At 41.9% G+C, this 14665-nt stretch carries 11 protein-coding genes; 9 read left to right on the top strand and 2 right to left on the bottom strand.

Translation table 11 applies throughout. The features are described from left to right. Position 1: 1 nt before the first annotated feature. The gene (locus tag IQ31_RS20500; protein WP_075993909.1) at positions 2 to 559 is read right to left on the bottom strand and encodes a hypothetical protein; all 558 of its coding nucleotides are present in this window, start codon (positions 557 to 559) and stop codon (positions 2 to 4) included. 27 nt (positions 560 to 586) lie between these two features. Continuing rightward, the gene (locus IQ31_RS20505) at positions 587 to 1609 is read right to left on the bottom strand and encodes a LacI family DNA-binding transcriptional regulator (protein WP_145329716.1); all 1023 of its coding nucleotides are present in this window, start codon (positions 1607 to 1609) and stop codon (positions 587 to 589) included. 120 nt (positions 1610 to 1729) lie between these two features. Here IQ31_RS20505 and IQ31_RS20510 point away from each other — a divergent pair, with 120 nt between their 5' ends. From IQ31_RS20510 to IQ31_RS28275, 9 genes are all read left to right on the top strand, one after another. Beyond that, positions 1730 to 3214, top strand: coding sequence for a xylulokinase (locus IQ31_RS20510; protein WP_070563795.1), 1485 nt, complete (start codon positions 1730 to 1732; stop codon positions 3212 to 3214). A 1-nt stretch (position 3215) separates the two neighbouring features. Continuing rightward, positions 3216 to 4544 carry a xylose isomerase gene (gene xylA / locus IQ31_RS20515; protein WP_075993907.1) on the top strand — a complete coding sequence of 443 codons (1329 nt, stop codon included), beginning with the start codon at positions 3216 to 3218 and terminating at the stop codon, positions 4542 to 4544. Between the two features lie 51 nt (positions 4545 to 4595). Beyond that, positions 4596 to 6272 carry a sodium/sugar symporter gene (locus IQ31_RS20520; RefSeq protein WP_088162628.1) on the top strand — a complete coding sequence of 559 codons (1677 nt, stop codon included), beginning with the start codon at positions 4596 to 4598 and terminating at the stop codon, positions 6270 to 6272. A gap of 136 nt (positions 6273 to 6408) precedes the next feature. Continuing rightward, entirely contained in the window at positions 6409 to 8364 is a 1956-nt protein-coding gene (locus IQ31_RS20525; protein ID WP_208734333.1) for a gamma-glutamyltransferase family protein, read from the top strand. An 87-nt stretch (positions 8365 to 8451) separates the two neighbouring features. Then, positions 8452 to 9054 (top strand): 2'-5' RNA ligase family protein, encoded by a 603-nt coding sequence (locus tag IQ31_RS20530; protein WP_145329718.1) that lies wholly within the window; start codon positions 8452 to 8454, stop codon positions 9052 to 9054. Positions 9055 to 9138: 84 nt separating this feature from the next. Next, positions 9139 to 11016 carry an Nramp family divalent metal transporter gene (locus IQ31_RS20535; RefSeq protein WP_145329720.1) on the top strand — a complete coding sequence of 626 codons (1878 nt, stop codon included), beginning with the start codon at positions 9139 to 9141 and terminating at the stop codon, positions 11014 to 11016. A gap of 120 nt (positions 11017 to 11136) precedes the next feature. Then, positions 11137 to 13047 carry an amidophosphoribosyltransferase gene (locus IQ31_RS20540; protein ID WP_088162625.1) on the top strand — a complete coding sequence of 637 codons (1911 nt, stop codon included), beginning with the start codon at positions 11137 to 11139 and terminating at the stop codon, positions 13045 to 13047. Between the two features lie 131 nt (positions 13048 to 13178). Continuing rightward, positions 13179 to 14441 carry a C4-dicarboxylate transporter DctA gene (dctA, locus tag IQ31_RS20545; protein ID WP_145329722.1) on the top strand — a complete coding sequence of 421 codons (1263 nt, stop codon included), beginning with the start codon at positions 13179 to 13181 and terminating at the stop codon, positions 14439 to 14441. Between the two features lie 98 nt (positions 14442 to 14539). Next, positions 14540 to 14650 (top strand): IS3 family transposase, encoded by a 111-nt coding sequence (locus IQ31_RS28275; protein WP_083295844.1) that lies wholly within the window; start codon positions 14540 to 14542, stop codon positions 14648 to 14650. The last annotated feature ends 15 nt before the right edge of the window (positions 14651 to 14665 follow it).

The raw sequence follows: 14665 nt of genomic DNA on the forward strand, positions 1-14665 counted from the left end.
ATTACTTAAAAATATATAAAAGGAGGTAAGTCAGTGAAACACCAAGAAAGGCCAATGTGCCTAGTTTACCGCCGACACCATTTAATAAACTTTTCGATACAATCAGAAAGATCGCTGTAAAAATACTCGCTGCTAAAATAAAAGAGAACCCATGAGCCACCTGTGCATTGGACATTCCTACAAATGCGCCGCAATAAATTGCTGCTGGAAGGTGGGGCAGATAAGTCGAATTTTTGTTGATATTTGGAATGAAAGAGGCTATGGTACCTGTCAGCGCTGCCCCCAATACAGGACCCAAACCGAAGATCTGATTGAAATAGTAGGATGAAATCGCACCTATAGGTACCCAAATAGCAATTTTAATCGATTCATATTCATGCCTGTGATGATGAATGGGCGATTTAAGGTAACTGTATAAGATCAGTAAGGACAATAGGCCAATAAAAGCCAATACAATATAAGAATGAGTATTTTCTACAAAGATGGCCACTAAAAAAAGGGCCTGAATGACAAATAATAAGCAGATGCTTATTATCCTAAATTTCTGCCGGGCTTGCATTTAAACAAATTTAGGCAAAGGTACTGATTATTTGTCTATTCTATTGGTAGATTTTCTTTTTATCAATATGGGATCAAGAACAATCTGTTCGATTGCTTCGTACGGATTTTTTTGTTTAACCATTTTCAGAAAGAGTTTTGCACATTCTTCCCCCATTTTGTTGGCCTGTTGGTCAATACTTGATAGTGTAGGGCTGATAAAGGAAGAAAAGGTCTGGTTTGCAAAACCGATCACTCCTGTCGCTGGAATGGCAATATTTGCAGTTTTTAATGCCTGTATGATTCCCACGGCTGTAAAGTCGTCACCACCAATAAAGGCGTCCGGTTGGATTACAGATTTTAGAATCTGTTCGGTTCCTTTGATGCCGGCTTCAATGGATAAGTCGCCGCGAATGATAAAGTCTTCCCGTGAGGAAATCTGCGCGTCTTTTAAGGCTGCTTCGAAACCATGGAAACGATCCTCGAAAATAGCGATTTCTTTGTCCGTTGTGATAAAGGCAATGTTTTTGTAACCCTGTTCGAGCAGGTGCTGTGTTGCAAGGTAGCCTGCTTTAAAATCGTCAAGTTTGACCACAGGAGCAGGAATATCTTTATGGGTACGGTCAAAAATAACCAGGCATTTGCGCTGATTGATCACTTCCTGAAAATGCTGGGTTTCCTGCGTCTCCAGCGACAACGAAGCAATGATGCCGTCTACCTGAGCTTCAAGTAAAGTCTTCACACCATTGACTTCATCTTCAAAAGATTCATTCGATTGATAAAGCAATAGGCTGTAGTTGTGTTTTTTTAACTCTTTTTCAATGCTATGCACGGCTTCTGCAAAAAAATGAATTTGCATGGTAGGAACAATGACACCGATGGTATTGGACTTGCCCGACGAAAGAGAAGAGGCCAACTTATTGACGCTGTAATTCAATTCCTTTGCTTTGTCTAACACCAGTTTTCGTGTCGCCTCACTGATCGTAGGCACATTATTCAGTGCGCGCGATACGGTAGAGACTGTCACTCCAAGCGCACGGGCTATATCATAAATTGTCGTTTTTTTATTCACGCTCCAAAGTAAATAATTTTATTTAATATTTTGATAATTCAGAAACATACCCTACTTTTATGCAACCGGTTGCAGTATAAGGCCGATGTTGTTTTTTATAACCAATTAGAATTGATTACCATGTATTTATTAGGTATAGACGTAGGTACTTCTTCTGTAAAAGTTTCGATTGTTGAGGCATCTTCACAACGTAAGGTTTGCTCGGTGCAATATCCGGACGTAGAAGCTCCCATCATTACGTTGGAGCCCAATTGGGCTGAACAGAACCCGCTCGATTGGTGGGACTACTTTAAACAGGCTCTGTTGAAGGCAAACAGGCTGGGCCTCTATGACCCCAAAGCAATTTCGGCCATTGGCATTGCCTACCAGATGCACGGCTTAGTCGTGGTCGATAAAGATCAGCATGTGCTGCGAAATGCCATTATCTGGTGCGACAGCAGGGCTGTTGAATTGGGAAATATCGCTTTTGAAGAAATCGGAAGGTCTTTTAATTTGAGTCATCATCTGAATTCACCGGGTAATTTTACAGCGTCAAAGTTGGCCTGGGTAAAAGCAAACGAGCCGGAAATTTATGAAAAAATAGATAAGATCATGTTGCCGGGGGATTTCATCGCCATGAAACTTTCGGGGCAGGTGACGACTTCCATTTCAGCTTTATCTGAGGGGATATTCTGGGATTTCAAGGATAATGCATTGTCGCGTACGATCATGGATTACTATGGCTTTGATGATCATCTTATTCCTGAGATCTTACCTGTGTTTTCAACGCATGGTCAAATTAAATCCGCTGTTGCTGAAGAGCTTGGGCTATCTAATACAGTGACCATCAATTATAAAGCCGGCGACCAGCCCAACAATGCACTTTCGCTGAATGTCCTTCAACCTGGTGAAGTTGCTGCGACCGCAGGTACTTCAGGGGTGATCTATGGCGTCAGCGACAAGCTGATCGCCGACCGCGAATCGCGCGTAAATACATTTGCCCATGTGAATTATCAGGAGAATGATATCCGGACAGGGGTATTGCTCTGTATAAATGGAACAGGGATTATGAATAGCTGGGGGAGACGTTTGATGGGCCACGATTTGTCTTATGAGCAGATTAATGCGATGGCTGGCGCATCTCCTATCGGTAGCAAAGGATTGCAGGTTATCCCATTTGGCAACGGTGCCGAACGGATGCTCAACAACCAAACCGTTGGGGCTTCAATTTCAGCGATAGATTTGAATAGGCATGAGACAAGCGATATGCTGCGTGCTATACAGGAAGGTATTGCATTTGCTTTTCGCTATGGTTTGGATATCATGCGCGAAAATAATCTGCATCCAAATATGATTCGTGCAGGTTATGCGAATTTATTCTTGAGCTCCGTTTTCAGGGAGTCATTTGTGGGGGCCACTGACGTTCCTGTAGAAATCTTTAATCATGATGGCAGTATTGGTGCCGCTCTTGGAGCAGGTATAGGAAGTGGGTATTATGCCGATTTTACAGAAGCTTTTCGTTCTTTGAAACCCGTGTATACAGTGGAACCTCAATTTGTAGCGCAATATGAGGAGCACTATCAGCAATGGAAGGAATTATTAAACAAACAAATAAATAACAAATAAGATGAATATTATCAAAGGGAAAAAGGAATTTTTCAAGGGCGTTGGCCAAATTCAATTCGAAGGAAAAGACAGCACAAATCCATTGGCTTTCCGTTATTATAATCCAAAACAAATTGTTGGTGGCAAGACCATGGAAGAGTATTTTAAATTTGCCTGTTCATACTGGCATTCTTTCAACGGTAACGGATCTGATCCATTTGGCGGACCGACACATCAATTTCCATGGGATGAAAGCAACGACGTAATCACGAGGGCAAAAGATAAAATGGATGCAGCATTCGAATTTATTAGTAAAATAAACATACCCTATTATTGCTTTCATGATGTGGACTTAGTTGATTATTCGGATAATGTGGTTGAAAATGAAAAACGTCTGTCAACTATCGTTGATTATGCGAAGGAAAAACAACAGGAAAGCGGTATAAAATTGCTTTGGGGAACAGCCAACCTTTTTAGCCATAAACGCTATATGAATGGAGCTGCAACTAACCCTGATTTTCATGTTCTTGCACATGGTGGCGCACAGGTAAAGGCAGCCTTGGACGCAACGATTGCTCTTGGTGGTGAAAATTATGTGTTCTGGGGTGGAAGAGAGGGGTATATGAGCCTTTTAAATACCAATATGAAGCGTGAGCAGGAACATCTTGCACAGTTTTTACATATGGCCAAGGATTATGCCCGCAAAAATGGTTTCAAAGGAACTTTCTTTATCGAGCCGAAACCATGTGAGCCTACAAAACATCAATACGATTATGATGCGGCTACTGTGCTGGGCTTCCTGCGTCAGTATAATCTTTTGGAAGATTTTAAATTAAATTTAGAGGTAAACCATGCGACATTGGCCGGACATACGTTCCAGCATGAGCTACAGGTTGCTGTAGATGCAGGTAAATTGGGCTCCATTGATGCTAACCGTGGTGATTATCAAAATGGATGGGATACGGATCAATTTCCGAATGATATTAATGAATTGACCGAAGCCATGTTGATTATTTTAGAAGGTGGTGGATTCCAAGGTGGAGGTGTGAATTTTGATGCCAAAATACGCCGCAACTCGACAGATCCTGAAGATTTGTTTTATGCACATATCGGTGGTATGGATCTTTTTGCACGCGCGCTTATTACGGCAGATCGTATCTTGCAAGACTCGGATTACAAAAAAATACGGGCCGATCGTTATGCTTCTTTTGATACAGGCCATGGTGCGTCATTTGAAGAACGGACATTGACCCTGGAGAACTTAAGGGATTTAGCAGTGGAATTAGGTGAGCCGAAAACGATTAGTGGTAAACAGGAGTATTTAGAAAATTTGGTCAATAGATATATATAGTTCTAAAAATATTTCTATATTAGGCGATCAAATTAAACCAATTACCAATACATGAATAATTATTTAAGCACAAAAGATTACATCGTTTTCCTGGTATACTTTGTTATTGTAGCAGGTTACGGATTATGGGTGTATTATCGCAAAAAATCTGAATCTGTAGGTTCCAAAGACTATTTTTTGGCTGAGGGGTCATTGACTTGGTGGGCTATCGGAGCTTCACTTATTGCGTCCAATATTTCGGCCGAGCAATTTATCGGTATGAGCGGTTCCGGATTTAAGATGGGATTGGCTATTGCGACTTACGAGTGGATGGCTGCCATTACACTGATTGTCGTTGCGGTATTTTTTATCCCGGTATACTTAAAGAACAAGATCTTTACGATGCCACAGTTTCTCCATAAACGATATAATGGGACTGTTGCGATGATCATGGCCGTTTTCTGGTTATTGTTGTATGTTGTCGTTAATTTGACATCCATCCTCTATTTGGGAGCCATTGCGGTAAGTAGTATTTCCGGTATCAGTCTGGATGCCTGTATGTATGCCATTGCGATTTTTGCTGTGATCATTACATTGGGAGGAATGAAAGTAATCGGTTATACGGATATTATTCAGGTTTTCTTTTTGGTATTGGGTGGTTTGGCGACCACTTACCTAGCCTTGAATCTCGTTTCAGAGCACTATGGTGGCTCAGGAGTATTGGAAGGCTATCACTTGATGACCGAAAAAGCTTCCGACCACTTCCATATGATTTTGGATCGTAAAAATGAGAACTATCTCGATTTACCGGGGTTAACTGTGTTGATTGGCGGTATGTGGATCGTTAATTTGAATTACTGGGGGTGTAATCAATACATCACGCAACGCGCGCTTGGAGCAGATTTGAAAACCGCGAGAAACGGTATCTTGTTTGCAGCATTTCTGAAGTTATTAATGCCTATCATTGTTGTGTTGCCGGGTATTGCAGCCTATGTAATGTGGAAAGATGGCTTGTTCCAAAATGAAATGATGCAACATGGTGAGGTAAACCCTGACCACGCTTATCCAGTTTTGTTGAATTTATTGCCAGCAGGTTTAAAAGGCTTGTCTTTTGCAGCACTAACAGCTGCAGTGGTCGCTTCTTTGGCAGGTAAAGCAAACAGTATCGCTACAATCTTCTCCTTGGATATTTATAAAAAAGTATTCAATACAGAAGCATCGGACAAGAAATTGGTCAATATCGGCAAGCTAACTGTTGTGGTTGCCATGATTTTGGGTGTGCTGATTGCTCCACATTTGGGTATTGATAAAAAAGGTGGATTCCAATATATTCAAGAATATACGGGTTTTGTATCTCCAGGTATTTTTGCGATGTTCATTTTAGGATTCTTCTGGAAGAAAGCAACTTCAAATGCAGCTTTGTTTGCAACAATTGGTGGTTTTATTTTCTCCATCATCTTCAAGAAATTGCCGGATTGGGTCGATCTGTCATTCTTGTCATCGACAGGTTTCTCCGTTCCAAATCCAACAACAGGAGTCTACGAAATTCCATTTTTGGATAGAATGGGATTCGTCTTCATCATCTGTATTATCGGTATGATTCTCATCAGTATAGTCGACAATAAGCGCGGTGTCGTGCCAGCTGGATTGGAAGTTGATACCACGATGTTTAAACCACACCGGGCGTTTTTGGTCATTGCATTGATCGTAGCGCTATTGGTTACAGCATTATATTCTATTTATTGGTAAACCAATAGCAAATAAGATTTTAAAAACTCCTATCAATCTCGGTTGATGGGAGTTTTTTGTTTGTTTTAAAAATACCTATCTTGGTTTTACTAAAACCATTGCTTAACGAAAGATTGCTTAACGAAAGATTGCTGCTATGAAAAGAAGATCCCCCTTGCTACTGATGACGCTGTTTGGATTGCTCACTACCTGTACGCCGATGATGAGTTCCGCTCAGCGTACACAGAAACCACCTTTACATGGAAAACATTGGATGGCTATTACGGGCAAACCCTTGGCGGCAACAGCGGGTGCCCAGCTATTCCAACAAAGGGGAAATGCGGTGGACGCTGCTTGTGCAATGCTCGCAGCAACCTGTACGATGTGGGATGTACTGAGTTGGGGCGGAGAGACGCAGGCCTTAATTTATCATCCGAAACTAAAGAAGGTCATTGCGATAAATGCCTTGGGGGTAGCACCCAGTGGAGCGACAGTCGATTTTTTTAGATCAAAGGGCTACGAATTTCCACCAGAATATGGTCCCCTTGCTGCTGTCACACCGGGTACACCCGGCGGTTTGTGCTATATGTTGGCTCATTATGGAACGAAAAGTCTAGCAGAAGTATTAGCTCCTGCTCTTGAAATGGCTGCAGGGTACCCGATTGATGCGCAAACTGCAACGAGTATTGAACGTGGCAAAGAGCGCATTAAAGAATGGCCATACAGTAAAAAGGTGTTTTTAGTACATGATGGTAAATCCTGGGAAGCTCCCGAAGCCGGAGAGGTTTTTGTACAGCAGGATCTGCATAAGACCCTATCCAAATTGATAGAAGCCGAAAAGCAGGCTCTTGCAGCGGGTAAAGATCGAAAGGCTGCAATCATGGCTGCTTATGATCGGTTTTACACCGGCGATATTGCAGATGAATTTGTCCGTGGCAGTAAGGAGCAAGGAGGCTTAATCACGAAAGCAGACCTAGCCAATTGGAAACCTATTGAGGAGGAACCATTGCATGTCAATTATAAGGGCATAGATGTGTATAAATTACAAGAATGGACACAGGGACCGGCCATGCTGCAGAGTTTGCAGTTGCTGAAAAACTTCGATCTAAAGGCAATGGGTTATAATTCGGCTCCCTATATCCATACACTCTATCAAGTTATGAACTTGGCCTTTGCCGATCGGGATTTTTATTACGGTGATCCTTACGGTAAACCTAAGACACCTATTCAAGGTCTTTTACATGAGTCCTATGCCAAGGCGAGGGCCGCAACCATTGATCTTAAGCAAAATAACCCAAATGTACTTCCCGGAGACCCTTATCCCTACGAAGGTAAGCAGAATCCGTATCTTTCGTTACTGGAGCAGCGTAAGAAAGAGTTTACGCCACATACGGAGCTGAAAAATGATTTTGTTCCTAAACATGACGCACGCTCAAGTTCGTCGCTAACGGAATTGCCAAAAACAGCTTTTTTGGCATCTTTAACGGTGGATAGTGCTTATGTCGACCGTTTATTGCGGGGAACCACAAGCGTTGAAGCTGCGGATGAAGAAGGTTGGGTTGTTTCGATCACACCGAGTGGTGGTTGGCTCCCTGCCTGTATCGCCGGGAATACCGGGGTGGGCATGAGCCAACGTTTGCAGAGTTTTGTCTTAGATTCGTTGATTAACCCGTTCAATGTGGTCGAGCCGGGGAAAAGACCGCGTGTAACGCTTACGCCTTCGATGGCTTTGAAAAACGGAAAACCTTACCTTTCTTTTGCTGTGCAGGGAGGAGATACACAGGATCAAAACCTATTGCAGTTTTTCTTGAATATGGTCGAGTTTGGTATGACGCCACAACAAGCCAGCGAGGCGGCCAATATCAACAGTAACCAGCTTTGGCTATCGCTGGGAGGAACGAAGACCGATGATCGAAAACCGCGCTCAGGTAGCCTTCTATTGGATAAAAATACAGCACCAGCAATTATTGAACAATTAAAGAAAATGGGGTATAGCATACAGCTCGGTGATCGTACCAGTGGACCTATCAATGCGATTTATTTCGACCAGCAGCACCATACACTTTGGGGCGGCAGTAGCAACAACGGGGAGGACTATGGCATCGGGTGGTAGTTTGTCATTAGCCTGTTGCTCGGTTTTGGTTTTGTTATCTCCGCGGTATTTGTTATCTTACCTACTGATCGGAAACTGATTTTTGTTATGGAGGGTAGTGTCAATAAATATTCGTTTGTTTTTCAGCCTGATGAAGCTGGTATTGTCTTGGTAGATGGCTTGAAGCGACGATTACGTGCATCGTTAGCCGAACTGTTTCCCGACAAAAACAAAGGCTGGTATCCCAGTTGCAATTCCAAAGCCCATGTAACGATATGTGCTTTTGAAGCAGATGGGAGTAAACTGACAATGGCTATTGAGGCTTTGCAGGAGACTTTGGTCTATGAGCGGAGTCAGTATGTTTATTTTGATCATTTTTCATCATTCGCCGGTGGTGCGTACTATATTGCACCGACTGTACATGCCCGGAGTTATCTCAAGGACCGGGCGCGAAAGGTTGTTCAAACTTTAGCGGAGTTTGATTTGATCGAGATTAGCGACGAACCCCATATTTCGATTGGACGACGTCTGGAACCAGAACAGCTTGAAATTGCAAAAGAACAGTTGCGGTCTGTCGACCTGAGCTTTATGTGCAAGGGCGTTCATGTGCGGCAGTTTAAACCTGATTTAGGGCAGTACGAGATCATCGATTTCATCCAATTTGGCAACCAATCAAAGGAAAATTCTGGCCAGCTGGCATTTAAATTCTAATAATATCGCGGTTTAATTGCCTAATAATGTAAAGCTTTTTATCTTTAAGGCCGACAATAGACGATATTGCACTTATAGTACTTTATGCATTACGACGAATCTCATCATAAATCCCTATCTGATATCCATGAAAGTGTAGATGTCAATCAAGGGAAATCCAAATTTAAGAAGATACTTAGTTTCTTTGGTCCGGCTTATCTCATTAGTGTGGGGTATATGGATCCAGGTAACTGGGCTACCGATCTTGCTGGAGGAAGCCAATTTGGCTATACCCTGATTTGGGTGCTGTTGATGAGTAATATCATGGCGCTAGTACTACAGAATCTATGTGCCCGTTTAGGTATTGTACGCGGTAAAGACCTTGCGCAGTGTAACAGGGAAACCTATCCTAAACGGATGAATTTTGTGCTCTATGTACTTGCTGAAATTGCAATTGCAGCCTGCGACCTGGCGGAGGTTTTGGGTATGGCAATCGGTCTTAACCTCCTTTTCGGCATTGATCTGCTCTGGGGGGTAATGATCAGTTTTGCAGATACTTTCTTATTGCTCTATCTTCAGAAGCTAGGGATGCGGAAAATGGAACTTTTTATCATTGGCCTGATTGCGCTTATCGGCATGTGTTTCATGGTAGAAATGTTTTTGGCGAAACCGGATTTTGCCGAGGTGGCCACTGGATTTATACCCAGTATCCCGAATAGTGCCGCACTATATATTGCCATAGGCATTATAGGCGCGACCGTCATGCCGCATAATCTATATTTGCACTCGGCTCTTGTACAGACACGGAAGATTGACCGGAATGAGGTTTCTATTCGAAAATCGCTCAAGTATAACTTTTGGGATAGTGCCATTGCCTTGAACCTGGCCTTTTTGGTAAATGCCGCGATATTGATTCTTGCAGCCTCTGTTTTTCACAAAAACGGTATGCATGACGTAGCCGAACTTGAAGATGCTTACCACCTACTGGGCAATCTTCTTGGAACGGAATGGGCCTCAAAATTATTTGCTGTTGCCTTGATTCTTGCCGGGCAGAGCTCAACGGTGACGGGAACCCTAGCCGGTCAGATTGTGATGGAGGGATACCTTCGATTGCGGATTAGTCCGACTTTGCGAAGGATTATAACCCGGCTTTTGGCGATTATCCCGGCTGTATTGGTGATTCTTATTTCGGGCGAAGGTCGCGTTGGACAGCTGCTGATCTTTAGTCAGGTGATCTTGAGTATGCAGCTCGCTTTTGCCGTCATTCCGTTGATCCATTTTGTGAGCGATAAAGTCAAGATGGGTATTTTTGCCATTAAACCGCTAACAAAAATTGTGGCCTGGCTGATCGCGGCTATTATCGCTGTTCTGAATTTTAAATTGGTCTACGACGAAGTGGTCGGCTGGATTGGTGAAGCTGATAATATTGTGGTAACGGTATTATTGGTGATGGGCGCTGTGGGTTTGTTTGCCTTATTGATGATGACCGTATTATACCCCATTTTACTCAAATCGAAACCAACGGAGCTGGAGGTTCACCCACCATTTGAGGCATTGCATTTTGAAAATAAGGGCTCTTTTAAGAAAGTTGTGATTGCGTTGGATTTCTCAAATTCAGATCAGAAAGTAATCCAATATGCTTTACAGTTGTCGCATGACGACACGACCTTTGTCGTTGTACATATTGTTGAGAGTGCATCGGTGAAATATACCGGGGATTCGACGGATGATTATGAATCGCGTCAGGATTTGGAACGGCTGAAATTGTATGCTGATTTTTTATTGTCGCAAGGACATCAAACTGAATATGAACTTGGATACAATAACCGGATCAAGAGTATTGCAGAAGTATGTGAAAAATACGGCGCCGATCTATTGGTCGTTGGAAGCCATGGGCACAGCGGTGTGAAGGATTTTGTTTTTGGTGAGACAGTTAACAAGCTACGGCATGCGGTGAAAGTCCCTGTTTTTATCGCCCAATAGGTCTTAAGGAGCTATCCCAAAGAGCATCTGTCTATTCACTGTAATTTTATTGCTGAAAAAGTGAAGGGAGGGGTCGGTAAGTGCTAAATAATTTGTACTTTTGCGACATCAAATCAAGATATGAGCGACGCTATTAAACACGAGTGCGGAATCGCACTAATTCGCCTGTTAAAACCCTTATCTTATTATCAGGAAAAATATGGTACGCCATTTTATGGCATCAACAAATTGTACCTATTAATGGAAAAACAGCACAACCGTGGACAAGACGGGGCTGGAATTGCAACCATTAAATTTGATGTTAAACCTGGAAATCGTTACATTTCGCGTTACAGAGCAATGGGTTCAACTGCTGTGGCAGACATATTCGAATATGTACAGAAAAAATTTGCTTCTGTTCAGAAAGCATTTCCAGAAGAGTCAAAAGATACGCAATGGTTAAAAGATAACGTAAGTTTTACGGGAGAAGTACTTTTAGGACATTTGCGCTATGGAACGCATGGAAAGAACAGTATCGAAAGCTGTCACCCATTTTTAAGACAAAACAATTGGATGTCTCGTAATTTGGTGGTAGCGGGTAACTTCAACATGACCAATGTGGATGAATTGTTGCAACAATTATATGAGTTGGGACAACATCCAAAGGAAAAAGCAGATACCGTAACCGTTTTGGAAAAAATTGGCCATTTCTTAGATGATGAGAACCAGGATCTTTTCGATCAATTCAAAAAAGAAGGTCATTCTAATATTGAGATCAGCTCGCTGATTGCTAAAAATATTGATGTTACCAAAATATTGAAGCGTTCGGCCAAAACTTGGGATGGCGGTTACACCATCGCAGGTATCTTTGGTCATGGTGATGCTTTTGTTATGCGCGACCCAGCTGGTATCCGTCCGGCGTTTTATTATCAGGATGAGGAAATCCTGGTTGTAGCATCGGAAAGACCGGTCATCCAAACTGCATTCAATATTCCTATTGGTGCTGTGAAGGAAATTAAACCAGGCCATGCCCTGATCGCTAAAAAAGATGGTACAGTATCCCAAGAGATGTTTAGACAGCCCGTAGAACAACGTTCTTGTTCTTTCGAACGGATTTACTTCTCACGTGGATCAGATGCTGATATCTATCAAGAACGTAAAGAATTAGGAAGATTACTGGTACCTCAGGTATTGGAATCTGTTAAAAATAACATCAAAAATACCGTATTCTCGTTTATTCCAAATACAGCTGAAGTATCTTACTATGGCCTAATGGATGGTATCAATGCCTACGTTCGGGATTTTCAAAAAGATACTTTATTGAATCGTTCAGAAAAAATTTCTGATGAAGAATTGGATGAAATCTTGAGTATTAAACCTCGTTTTGAAAAACTCAACGTGAAGGACGCTAAACTGCGTACGTTCATTACGCAAGATGCGGACCGTACAGACATGGTACAGCACGTATACGATACAACTTACGGTATTGTAAAAGATCACGAAGATACGATTGTTGCCATTGATGACTCGATTGTAAGGGGAACAACATTGAAACAAAGTATTTTAACGATCCTGGATCGTTTGAATCCTAAAAAAATCGTGATTGTTTCATCTGCGCCTCAGATTCGTTACCCAGATTGTTATGGTATCGATATGTCACGTATGGGTGAATTTGTCGCATTCGAAGCCGCAATTAATCTCCTAAAACAACGTGGTATGGCACATATTATCGATGAAGTTTATCAAAAATGTGTATTATCAATGACTCAGGACGTTAATGATATCGATAATTATGTCAAAGCGATCTATGCACCTTTTACTGATGAAGAGATTTCGGAAGAAATTGCTCGTATCGTAAGACCTCACCACCTGAAAGCAGAGCTTGAAGTAATTTACCAAACTTTGGATAATTTACACAAAGCTTGTCCAGACCATAAGGGTGATTGGTATTTCTCCGGTGATTACCCAACACCTGGTGGAAACAAGGTTGTCAATAAAGCTTATATGAACTGGATTGAAGGAAAGAATGTAAGAGCATATTTCAGCAGCTAAGTTCAAAATTATAATAGGAAGGGATGCATTTATGCATCCCTTTTTTTTTATATTCGTACCAATTAATTTCAATATCCTAAATTAAAAAACCGATTAAAGCAAGGGAATTGCTGTCCGTAAATAAATCTATCATGAAGCATATTTTTAAGAGCCTCTATTTTCAAGTCATCGTGGGTATACTTGTGGGGATCATCTGTGGTATCTATTACCCCGATTTTGCTGTTAAGCTAAAACCATTAGGAGATGCTTTTATTAAACTGATCAAGATGGTTATTGCGCCATTGATTTTTAGCTCCATTGTGATCGGGATAGCGGGAATGCAGGATACGAAAAAAGTGGGGAAAATCGGTTTAACTTCCATTATCTATTTCGAGATCATGACAACGATTGCCCTGATTATCGGTCTGGTCTTTGTTAATTGGATACAGCCGGGTACCGGGATGAACGCCGATCCAGCGAGTCTTGATGTATCTTCGGTATCCCATTATATTTCAGAATCCAAAGAGCCACATAGTTTTATGGATTTTATCATCGGGATCATTCCAGGTAATGTGATTGCTGCGGTAGCGTCTGACAATATGTTGCAGGTGCTCGTTTTTGCAGTGCTATTTGGGATCGGTATGACAAAAATAGGGCAGAAAGCTTCCGAGCCTGTGCTCAATGTATTGCAATCTTTTCTGAAGGTTCTCTTCTCCATTATCAAAATGATCATGTACCTGGCTCCAATCGGGGCAATGGGAGCAATGGGTTTTACGATCGGTAAGTTTGGAATCCAGGCCTTATCTAAACTCGGTATGCTGATGTTGAGCTTCTACCTGACCTGTTTTATCTTCGTGATCATCGTGATTGGGGCCGTATTGTATTTTTATCTCAAGGTGAATGTTTTTAAGTTTTTAAAATATATCAAAGAAGAGATTTTAATCGTTTTGGGGACTTCCTCTTCTGAGTCGGCTTTGCCGGGGATTATGCAGAAGATGGAAGATGCGGGCTGTGCCAAACCTGTTGTGGGCTTAGTTATCCCCACGGGCTATTCTTTCAATCTCGATGGGACAAGTATCTATCTGACTATGGCAGCGGTCTTTATTTCGCAGGCCCTCAATATGCATCTCAGCCTGGAGCAGGAAATTACCTTATTGTTGGTATTGCTATTGACCTCCAAAGGTGCTGCAGGCGTAACAGGAAGCGGTTTCGTTACCCTTGCTGCGACTTTGCCTGTAGTAGGCCATGTACCGGTAGAATCTGTCGCTTTGATCTTTGGTGTGGATCGTTTTATGAGTGAAGCAAGGGCGATAACCAATTTGATCGGAAATTCAGCGGCAACGCTGGTGATTTCAAAATATGAAGATAGTTTGGACGAGGAGCTCCTACATGAAAAGTTAGGTTCTAAACGATGATTTCTGCAATCAAAAGCTATGATAAAAGAAGCTTGGCTCCAACAAAGAATTGTTTGAAAAGTCAGCTCAAACCGTTTAAGAATAGCTGATAAGGTTCTGTGAGCGAAATAGAAGATTATATCTCCTATTACAATAATCAACGGATAAAACTAAATTTAAATGGAATGAGCCCGACAGAATATCGAGCTCATTATTACAAATCTAATTAACTAAATTTGTCCAAT

The sequence above is a fragment of the Sphingobacterium siyangense genome, from assembly GCF_007830445.1.
In the GTDB taxonomy this organism is placed as follows: domain Bacteria; phylum Bacteroidota; class Bacteroidia; order Sphingobacteriales; family Sphingobacteriaceae; genus Sphingobacterium; species Sphingobacterium siyangense.

Coding starts and splice junctions, on each gene's coding strand:
- IQ31_RS20500 (WP_075993909.1), bottom strand. CDS start 559: ATGCAAGCCCGGCAGAAATTTAGGATAATAAGCATCTGCTTATTATTT.
- IQ31_RS20510 (WP_070563795.1), top strand. CDS start 1,730: ATGTATTTATTAGGTATAGACGTAGGTACTTCTTCTGTAAAAGTTTCG.
- xylA (WP_075993907.1), top strand. CDS start 3,216: ATGAATATTATCAAAGGGAAAAAGGAATTTTTCAAGGGCGTTGGCCAA.
- IQ31_RS20520 (WP_088162628.1), top strand. CDS start 4,596: ATGAATAATTATTTAAGCACAAAAGATTACATCGTTTTCCTGGTATAC.
- IQ31_RS20525 (WP_208734333.1), top strand. CDS start 6,409: ATGAAAAGAAGATCCCCCTTGCTACTGATGACGCTGTTTGGATTGCTC.
- IQ31_RS20530 (WP_145329718.1), top strand. CDS start 8,452: ATGGAGGGTAGTGTCAATAAATATTCGTTTGTTTTTCAGCCTGATGAA.
- IQ31_RS20535 (WP_145329720.1), top strand. CDS start 9,139: ATGCATTACGACGAATCTCATCATAAATCCCTATCTGATATCCATGAA.
- IQ31_RS20540 (WP_088162625.1), top strand. CDS start 11,137: ATGAGCGACGCTATTAAACACGAGTGCGGAATCGCACTAATTCGCCTG.
- dctA (WP_145329722.1), top strand. CDS start 13,179: ATGAAGCATATTTTTAAGAGCCTCTATTTTCAAGTCATCGTGGGTATA.